General features: G+C 64.3%; 9 protein-coding genes. 5 read left to right on the top strand and 4 right to left on the bottom strand.

What is annotated here, in order from left to right; genetic code table 11:
* Positions 1–125: 125 nt before the first annotated feature.
* Genes cobJ through cobG form a run of 4 tightly spaced genes read right to left on the bottom strand, consistent with a single transcriptional unit; the run spans position 126 to position 4483 of the window.
* Entirely contained in the window at positions 126–1817 is a 1692-nt protein-coding gene (cobJ, locus tag ACLEJQ_RS16300; RefSeq protein ID WP_440796569.1) for a precorrin-3B C(17)-methyltransferase, read from the bottom strand.
* Positions 1814–2545 (bottom strand): precorrin-2 C(20)-methyltransferase, encoded by a 732-nt coding sequence (locus tag ACLEJQ_RS16295; RefSeq protein ID WP_440796626.1) that lies wholly within the window; start codon positions 2543–2545, stop codon positions 1814–1816. The genes cobJ and ACLEJQ_RS16295 overlap by 4 nt, the downstream gene beginning before the upstream one ends.
* Positions 2545–3171, bottom strand: a complete 627-nt coding sequence (locus tag ACLEJQ_RS16290) for a precorrin-8X methylmutase (RefSeq protein ID WP_440796568.1) — start codon at positions 3169–3171, stop codon at positions 2545–2547. Before ACLEJQ_RS16290 ends, ACLEJQ_RS16295 begins: the two co-directional genes overlap by 1 nt.
* Positions 3164–4483 (bottom strand): precorrin-3B synthase, encoded by a 1320-nt coding sequence (gene cobG / locus ACLEJQ_RS16285; RefSeq protein ID WP_440796567.1) that lies wholly within the window; start codon positions 4481–4483, stop codon positions 3164–3166. Before cobG ends, ACLEJQ_RS16290 begins: the two co-directional genes overlap by 8 nt.
* Before the next feature lie 763 nt (positions 4484–5246).
* On the opposite strand from cobG, the gene cbiE reads away from it, so the two are divergent.
* The 5 genes from cbiE to ACLEJQ_RS16260 are packed head-to-tail and all read left to right on the top strand — an operon-like array spanning position 5247 to position 8990.
* Positions 5247–6458, top strand: a complete 1212-nt coding sequence (gene cbiE, locus ACLEJQ_RS16280) for a precorrin-6y C5,15-methyltransferase (decarboxylating) subunit CbiE (RefSeq protein WP_440796566.1) — start codon at positions 5247–5249, stop codon at positions 6456–6458.
* Positions 6451–7548, top strand: a complete 1098-nt coding sequence (locus tag ACLEJQ_RS16275; protein WP_440796565.1) for a cobalt-precorrin-5B (C(1))-methyltransferase — start codon at positions 6451–6453, stop codon at positions 7546–7548. The genes cbiE and ACLEJQ_RS16275 overlap by 8 nt, the downstream gene beginning before the upstream one ends.
* Complete coding sequence (locus ACLEJQ_RS16270) at positions 7545–8270, top strand: cobalt-precorrin-6A reductase (protein ID WP_440796564.1); 726 nt, start codon at positions 7545–7547, stop codon at positions 8268–8270. The genes ACLEJQ_RS16275 and ACLEJQ_RS16270 overlap by 4 nt, the downstream gene beginning before the upstream one ends.
* A gap of 56 nt (positions 8271–8326) precedes the next feature.
* Positions 8327–8662, top strand: a complete 336-nt coding sequence (locus ACLEJQ_RS16265) for a type II toxin-antitoxin system RelE/ParE family toxin (RefSeq protein WP_440796563.1) — start codon at positions 8327–8329, stop codon at positions 8660–8662.
* 4 nt (positions 8663–8666) lie between these two features.
* Positions 8667–8990 carry a helix-turn-helix domain-containing transcriptional regulator gene (locus ACLEJQ_RS16260; protein WP_440796562.1) on the top strand — a complete coding sequence of 108 codons (324 nt, stop codon included), beginning with the start codon at positions 8667–8669 and terminating at the stop codon, positions 8988–8990.
* The last annotated feature ends 30 nt before the right edge of the window (positions 8991–9020 follow it).

The raw sequence follows: 9020 nt of genomic DNA, 5'->3' as shown, positions 1-9020 counted from the left end.
GCTGGGCTGCGCAGCAGCCCCTCATCACCCAATGCAGCATCTACACCTGGCGACTGCTGCGCAGTCGAGCGGGAGCAAGCTCCCTCGCCACGGTAGCCCCTCGCCAATCTCTGATCAAAAATTGATCAGAGCGGTTTGCTGCCATACCAACGCGGTGTGTAGACCCAATCGCCACCCTCGGCTCTTGGGAAAACGCAGGTCGTAGAGGAGCCGATCAGCATCATGGTGCGCATGTCCACCTGGTCCGGCGTCAACTGCCCCAGGGTAGTAACACGCAAGGTCTGGCCTGGACGCCCGATATCGCGCCCCAGCACCACCGGCGTCTGGGCCGTACGATGTTGCCCGACGATTTCCAGCGCCCGGCCCAGTTGCCATGGCCGTGAACGCGAGATCGGGTTATAGAAGGCCAGGGCCAGGTCCGCTTCGGCCGCCAGGTCCAGGCGTTTCTCGATGATCGACCACGGCTTGAGGTTGTCCGACAGCGACATCACGCAAAAGTCATGGCCCAGCGGCGCGCCGGCCTGGGCGGCGGTCGCCAGGGACGCCGAAACGCCCGGAAGAATCTGCAGATCAACGTTGTGCCAGTGCGCATCGGTCGACTCGTGCAAGGCTTCCAGCACGGCGGCAGCCATGGCGAACACACCCGGATCGCCCGACGACACCACCACCACCGAACGGCCCTGGACGGCCAATTCGAAGGCATGTCGGGCACGCTGCATTTCTTCGCGATTGTCGGTGCAATGTTGCACCTGATCGGCACGGAACGGGCCGGCCATGCGCACATAGGTTTCATAGCCCAATACGTCGGTGGCGCGGTCGAGCTCAGCGCGTACCGCCGGCACCATCAGCTCGGCAGCGCCAGGGCCGAGGCCGATCACCGCCAGGCGTCCACGTGGCCGGCCAATGTTTTGTGGATCAACAGGCTGCTCGGCCACGGCGATGGCGTGGTCGCCCACCGTGTGCACCGAGGCCGGTTGCGCGATGGCGTCCGCCAACCATTGGACGGCATCGCCACCGGCCTGCACGAACCGCAGCGGCACGTTCAATTTGAACGCGGCGTCATGCAGTTCGGGACGCGCCATGTCACTGTCCGCTGCCAGCAGGCAGGCCAGCGACTGCATCGCCAGACCGGCCTCGCGCAGGACCTCATCAATGTTCGGCAACGCGCCGGCGCTTACCGCCACCACCACATTGCGTGGATAAATACGCAGCTCGTGCGCCCCAGGCGTACCGGCGGCACTGTCGACACGAATCGCCAGCCGCGCCTGTGCATCTTCCGGTAACCGCGCCTGATCCAGCCACGGCGCAACGCCCTCGATGCGCACAGATTCACCGGTCAGCAGGTCGGAGACAAAACGCTTGCCCTGTTCCAGGTCAGCGAGGCTGTAGCCGCTCGGCGGATTGAGCAGGCACGTGCCGAAACGCAGTTCACCGCTGGTGGTGATCGCGGGCGCGACTTGCAGGGTTTGTGCGATATCCCGCGCCATGACGTTGACCCCGCCCAGGCCGCCCAGCAAGGGCACCACGGCGCTGCCATCCTCGGCCACTGCCAGCACCGGCGGCTCGACACCTTTTTCCAGCAGCAACGGCGCCAGGGTGCGGATGACGATACCGGCGGCGCACAGTGCGATGATCGGCGTGTCCTGTTGATAGAGTTCGCGTAGCGTCGCACCAAATTCCTGGTATGGACGATCCGCGCCCTCGACCCGCCCGGCCAGACCGTGGATCAGGGCCTCGGGATAGCGCTGCTGGATCCGGCGTGCAGTGGCCAGACTGCCGGGGCCGAGGATAACGATGGCCGGTATCTTGGCCGTCATCCTTGCCACCGTTCGCCCGGCACGATGATTAACGAGAAATATGGCGAGGACATCGGCTCGACTTCATCCAGCGGAACGATTTTCTGGTTCGCCATGGTCGCCCGCTCGACGTACAGCGCCCGGCCCTCCAGACCCAGCTCCTCCAGCACCTGGCGAACCTTGGGGAAGTTGCGCCCCAGTTTCATGATCACCGCCGCATCGGCATCAGCCAGGCGGCGCTTGAGTTCGTCATGAGGTAGCACGCCGGAAAGTACCGACAGGCTCTGGTTGCGATAGACCAGCGGCGCGCCGAGCACCGAGGCGCCACCGAGCATCGAGCAGACGCCGGGAATCACTTCGGCATCGTAGCGCTCGGCCAGGCGATCGTGCAGGTACATGTAGGAGCCGTAGAAGAACGGATCGCCCTCACAGATCACCGCTACGTTGCGGCCGGCGTCCAGGTGCACGGCCAACTGTTCGGCGGCGGTGTCGTAGAAATCGGCGATCACCTGTTCGTACGACAGCGGCGCCGGCAGCGCTTCGGTGGTGACCGGGTAGACCAGCGGCAGCAAGGTCTGCTCAGTCTGCAAATGCGCCTCGATGATGCCGAAGGCGTTGCCCTTCTTGCCCTTGGCAACGAAATAGGCGACCACTGGCGACTCGCGCAGCAAGCGCAGGGCCTTGACGGTAATCAGTTCAGGATCACCCGGGCCCACGCCGAGGCCGATCAGACGTCCAGGCTGCTGCATCATTCGATCTCCGTGGCGAGGGCATTGACGGCGGCCGCGGCCATGGCGCTACCGCCCAACCGGCCTTGCATGATCACGAACGGCACGCCACGGCTGTCGGCCGCCAGCATCGCCTTGGACTCGGCGGCCCCGACGAAACCCACCGGGAAGCCGAGGATCAGCGCCGGTTTCGGTGCGCCGGCGTCGAGCATTTCCAGCAGGTAGAACAGCGCGGTCGGCGCATTGCCGATGACCACGACGCTGCCTTCCAGGTGCGGACGCCATAACTCCAGCGCGGCGGCTGAACGGGTGTTGCCCAGCTCCAGGGCCAGCTCTGGCACGCGCTCGTCGCGCAGGGTGCAAATCACCGGGTTGTTGGCGGGCAGGCGGGCACGGGTCACGCCTTCGGAGACCATTCGCGCGTCGCAAAGAATCGGCGCACCGGCGGCCAGCGCCTGGCGCCCGGCCGTGCCCGCGCCTTCGGAAAACTGCAGGCCATCGACGGCTTCGACCATGCCGCAGGCGTGGATCACCCGCACCGCGAGTTTCTCCAGGTCAGCCGGGATGCGCGCCAGGTTGGCTTCGGCGCGGATGATCGCGAAGGAGTTGCGATAGATCTCCTGACCGTCGCGGATGTAATCAAGCATCAAGTGGGGCTCCGGGGCGAGCGCCGAGCCGGTGGCTGAGCGCTTCAATAGTGAGGTCACGGGCCTGCAACACGCCGAAACCCGGCTGCGTGGCCTCGCGAAAATACAGGTCATAACGACCGGGGGCGACCGCCAACAAGGTGACGGGTGCGATATGGGCCGCCGCACAGGAACGTGGGCAACCGGACAAATGGATTTTCGGGGAGCTGCCCTGGCGTTGCAGCAGCCCGGCCAGCTGCCGGGCATCGGCTTTCGTATCGGCCAGGGCTTTACCGCAACCGCTGGAACCCGTGCAGGCAATCAGTTGTGCCAGAGGCTGACCGACCGAGCACAGCAGACCCAGGCCTTCGAGCTGCGCCAGCACCTCGTCTGCGTCTTTGAGGCTGACGTTAGGCAGCAGCAGGCTTTGCCAGGGCGTGAAGCGCAGCGTGCCGTCGCCCTTCTCCCGCGCCAGTTGCGCGGCGCCTCGCAACAGGGTGGCGTCGAGCCGACCAAGGGGCGCCGCCGCGCCGACGAAGAACCGCTCGTCATGCTGGGGATGGATGCCGAGATGCAATCCGTCGATGGCCGCACCGCGCTGCCAATCCCGGCAAGGTTGCGACGGCACCCGGTGGGCCAGTTGGGCAATCAGCTCGTGCCGTGGGATTTCGCCCAGCAGATGCCGCATGCGGGTCTGGTCCGGACGGGCCAGGTCGAGAAACAGTTCCAGCACCGCCACCACCAAGGCGTGCCCCTGGGCCAGCGGCACGCTGCCGGCCGGTTGATCCAACGGCGTGCCGGCCAATCCGAAGGCCAGCCAGGGTTCGCCATGCTGGAAAAAGGCCGACAACCACAGGTCATGGGGATGTTCGAGCATCGCCATGGCCTCGCCGCCATCCAGTTGCACGGCGAACTTGGCCGACAACTCATGGAAGCGCTCATGGGTCTGCAAGGTGAACAGAATCTGCTCGGCCAATGGCCGGATATCGAACTGCATCTGCCGGTCGATACCCGCCGAAGGGCTGAGCATCAGGTTGCGCACGTCATCACCGGCCGGTTTGCGCGGGCCAAGCCCGGCGGCCAGCAACTGCTCGATCAACGCCCCATGCTCCGGACCAATGCCACGGATCTGCAGGTTGCCCCGGTTGGTCGCCTCGATCACACCACCGGCAAACCGCTCCGCCGCCGACGCCACGGCCTCGGCCTGATCCGCCCGGATGGCACCGCCGTCGAGCTTGATCCGACAGATCCCACCGTCCAGCGCCTGGACGACACGCAACAACCCCGGACAACCCGAGGGGCGGATGACGTTGGAGGATGGATATTCGTTCAAGGGCAAACCGGCAGATAAAACACGCCACGACGGCGAAGGAGCGCCATTATGCCTGCTTTGTCGGGGGGCATGAAAAGCTTGCTGGTCGGATTGAGGTAGCGCAGGGGCAAATGGGGAAGTGAGATTGCTCGCGATATCGGTCTGCCTGTGATGAAACTATTGAATGCGCCGCAGCCATCGCGAGCAAGCTCGCTCCCACAACGGGATCGCAGGCCGGCCGAGAAAAACAAGCCGCCCACCAGGCCGCCTTGCTCTGGCTCTGGCTCTGGCTCTGGCTCTGGCTCTGGCTCTGGCTCTGGCTCTGGCTTTGGCTTTGGCTCTGGCTCTGGCTCTGGCTCTGGCTTTGGCTTTGGCTTTGGCTCTTGATCTTGAGCGCCCCATCAACCACAAGGGCCGAACGCAGGCATTGCGCAGTGGGCAACCCGGCATGGATGCCGGGTTAGCCGCGCAGGGCCATGGATGGCCCATCGCGGCGGGCCCACGGAGCAATGCCGGAGTGAGGGAACACCGAGCCTTGGCGAGGTGCCCAGTGGTGGGGCGAGGCGCTTTTGGTTACTTTTGGCGCCTTTTCAAAAGTGACCCGCTGTAAAAGCGGAACCCTAAGTGGCCGTTACCGCAGCAATGGATATGTACACAGAAATCCAGGTCGACTGCCAGACCGCTATGGATCGAACGCAACCTTAACCAAACACTCACGGTATGATGACGGCCCGGTTCGCGGGCATCAGCCTGCCTATCAAACAGATCCAGTCGAGGAACAAAAATGACGCCCTGGTTGACCGTAGTGGGCATCGGCGAAGACGGCTTCAAGGGCCTGGGCCGCACCGCCCGGCATGCTTTGCTGCGGGCGTCGCGTATTATCGGCAGCACCCGGCAACTGGCCCTGTTGCCGCGGTGTATTCGCGGCGAACGGGAGCTATGGCCCAGTCCGTTTTCCCTGGAGCCGCTGCTGGCCCGTCGAGGCGAGGCGGTGTGCGTGCTGGCGAGCGGCGATCCGATGTTCTACGGCGTGGGCGCCAGCCTCGCTAAACAGGTTTCAGGCGACGAGATTCAGGTCATCCCTGCCCCATCGTCCTGTTCGCTGGCAGCGGCGCGCATGGGTTGGCCGTTGCAGGATGTGATGACCCTATCGCTAGTGGCGCGCCCCCTGGCGGTGCTCAATGCCCACTTATCCACCGGCGTCAGGCTGCTGTTGTTGAGCAACGACCGGCACAGCCCGGCCGCCGTGGCGACGCTGCTGCGCGAGCGCGGGTTCGGCCCCAGCGCCATGACGGTCCTGGAACACCTGGGCGGTGGCGCGGAGCGGCGGATCGAAGGCTACGCCGCGCAATGGTCCGACCCGCTCGTTGCAGACCTCAACCTGATCGCCGTCGAATGCCAGGCCGAACCCTCGACGCCGCGCCTGTCACGCCTGGCCGGGTTGCCGGACAGCGCGTTCGAGCATGACGGCCAGTTGACCAAGCGCGACGTACGGGCCATCACCCTGGCCCGTCTCGCGCCGACCCCCGGCGAGCTGCTATGGGACGTCGGCGCCGGCAGCGGCTCTATCGGCATTGAATGGATGCGCACCCACCCCAGCTGCCGAGCCCTGGCGATTGAAGCCGATGAAAGCCGCCAAGCCTTGATCGAGCGCAACCGCGACAGCCTCGGCGTGCCCGGCCTGCAACTGATCCGCGGCAAGGCTCCACAGGCACTGGACGACCTGGAGCCGCCGGACGCCGTGTTCATCGGTGGCGGCGTCACCCGCGAAGGCGTGCTCGATAGCTGCTGGGCCCGCCTCAAGCCCGGTGGCCGGCTCGTGGCGAACGCCGTGACCCTGCAAAGCGAGATGACCCTCATGAACTGGCGCGAACGCCACGGCGGCGAACTGACCCGGATCCACATCGCCCAGGCCCAGCCATTGGGCGATTTCGATACCTGGCGCCAGGCCCTGCCGATCACCCTGCTGGACCTGACGAAGCCTGCCGATGCGTGACGAAACCGCCGAACAGCCCGCGCCCCTGCGCAGCGGCCTGACCACCGGCAGCTGCGCCACGGCCACCAGCCTGGCGGCGGCCCGGCTATTACTGTGCGGCATCGACGCCGATGCCGTGGAAATCGTGCTGCCTAAAGGCAAGCAGGTGCAGATGCGCCTGGAGTTCTGTCGACGCACCGAGCAGGGCGCCGAAGCCGGGACGATCAAGGACGCCGGCGATGACCCGGACGTGACCCACGGAGCCCTGCTGTTTTCCCAGGTGCGATTGATCGCCGAAACCGGGGTACGTTTTGTCGCCGGGCGCGGCGTGGGCACCGTAACGCGGCCAGGGCTGGTGTTGAATGTCGGTGAACCGGCGATCAACCCGGTCCCGCGCAGAATGATCACCGATCACCTCGGCCGGCTCGCCGCTGATACGGGCTATGCCGGCGGCTTCGAGGTCACGGTCAACGTCGAGGACGGCGAGGCGCTGGCGCTGAAAACCATGAACCCGCGCCTGGGCATCCTCGGAGGTCTGTCGATCCTGGGCACCAGTGGCATCGTCCGGCCGTTTTCCTGCGCGGCCTACATCGCGTCCATCCACCAGGGCATCGATGTGGCGAAAACCAACGGTTACCTGCACATCGCTGCGTGCACCGGCAATGCCAGCGAAGACACCATGCGCCGGGTCTACAACCTGCCGGAAATCGCCCTGATTGAAATGGGCGACTTTGTCGGGGCCGTGCTCAAGCATTTGCGCAAGGTCCCGGTGGACAAACTCAGCCTGTGTGGCGGCTTCGGCAAGATCAGCAAACTCGCCGCCGGCCACATGGACCTGCACAGCCGTCACTCCAGCATCGACCTGCCGCAACTGGCGCAATGGGCAGCCGCAATCGGCGCCGACGCGCCCCTGCAACAGCAGATCCGTGACGCCAACACCAGCCAGCAAGCCCTGGCATTAGCCAGCGCCGCCGGCATCGCCCTCGGTGACGCGGTGTGCGAGCACGCCCTGGCCTTCGCCCGCAGCGTCGTGCCGCCGCAGGTCCAGGTCGAAGTCTTCGCCATCGACCGCCAGGGCGGGATCGTCGGCCACGCTGGATCACTGAAATGAACCGTATCCTGCTGCTGGGCGGCGTCACCGAAGCGCTGGCCATCGCCCGCACGCTCGGGCCGCAACACATCTACAGCCTGGCGGGCATCGGTCGCGTCCCGACGGACCTGACCTGCCAGGTCCGCGTGGGCGGCTATGGCGGGGCTGAAGGGCTGGCACAATTCATCCGCGAGCAAGGCATCGACCTGCTGCTCGACGCGACCCACCCCTACGCCGCACAAATCAGCCACAACGCCGCCGAGGCAGCCCGTGCCTGCGCCATCGCGTGCTGGGCCCTGCGCCGTCCGGCGTGGCAGCCCCAAGCCGGCGATGACTGGCGCGAAGTTGCCGACTGGACCGAACTGACCCAGGCCCTGAAACCCTTCCGCCGCCCCCTGTTCACCCTTGGCCGCGAACCGCTGCAACATCTGGATGAAATTCCCCTCGATCAATTCTGGACCCTGCGCGCCCTGGAGGTTTACCCCGGCAACGAACGCTGCGAAGTCATCGGCGCCCGCGGACCGTTCCGCCTCGAAGACGAACGCGAGCTGTTCCAGCGGCGCCAGATCGATGTGCTGGTCAGCAAGAACAGCGGCAGCAGCGCCACCGAGCCAAAGCTGGAAGTGGCCCGGGAGCTTGGGGTGCCGGTGCTGATATTGAAGCGGCCGGTGTTGCCGGCTGTTGATCGGGAGTTTTGGACTTTTGAAGAAACACTTGAGGCGTTGGCACCTTCAGGCTCATGAGCCAATATCTCGGCCTTGCATGAACAGTAACCTATTTGTTACCTTCAAGGCTGAACGTGATCTCACTCGAAGAATATATCCAAGACAACGACACAAGCCCCTTCCAACGCTGGTATTCCAATCTGGATGCCCTGGCGGCATATAAAGTGTCTAGCGCCCTGATGCGGTTAGAGATGGGCAATACCTCAAACATCAAATGGTTCGACGGTTTGGGCGAGTACCGCATTAATTGGGGACCAGGCTATCGCGTGTACTTGGTCCAGGAAGGTAAACGTCTGATCATTTTGTTTGGTGGCGGTGACAAGTCCACCCAGAAAAAAGACATCAAGCAAGCAAAAACTCTAATTGCCGAATTCCGAGCACGGAAGCGGGCAGAAAAGAACATGAGGTAACCCAATGGCTCTCACTCGAAGCTATAAACATACGATTGCCGAACGCGCCAAGCGCGACCCTGAGTTTGCGCAAATCTTGCTGGATGAGGCCGCTACTCTATTTTTAAATGGAGAGCCGGAAATGGCGCGAATGATTCTCCGTGATCTCGTCAATGCCACTGTTGGTTTCGAAGAGCTGGCGAAGGAAACCTCCAAGCCGAGCAAGAGCTTGCATCGAATGCTCTCAGCCAAGGGCAATCCAAGCATGGATAATCTGGCAGCGATATTTGCGGTTATCCGCACGACCTTGAAAGTGGATATGCAGGTTCACGCTATTCCGGCGCATTGAGAAATGCACACTGGCTCCGTCACCGCACCA

Source organism: Pseudomonas sp. SMV71 (assembly GCF_052042015.1).
Lineage (GTDB): Bacteria > Pseudomonadota > Gammaproteobacteria > Pseudomonadales > Pseudomonadaceae > Aquipseudomonas.
This window is presented reverse-complemented; position numbering and strand designations above follow the sequence as displayed.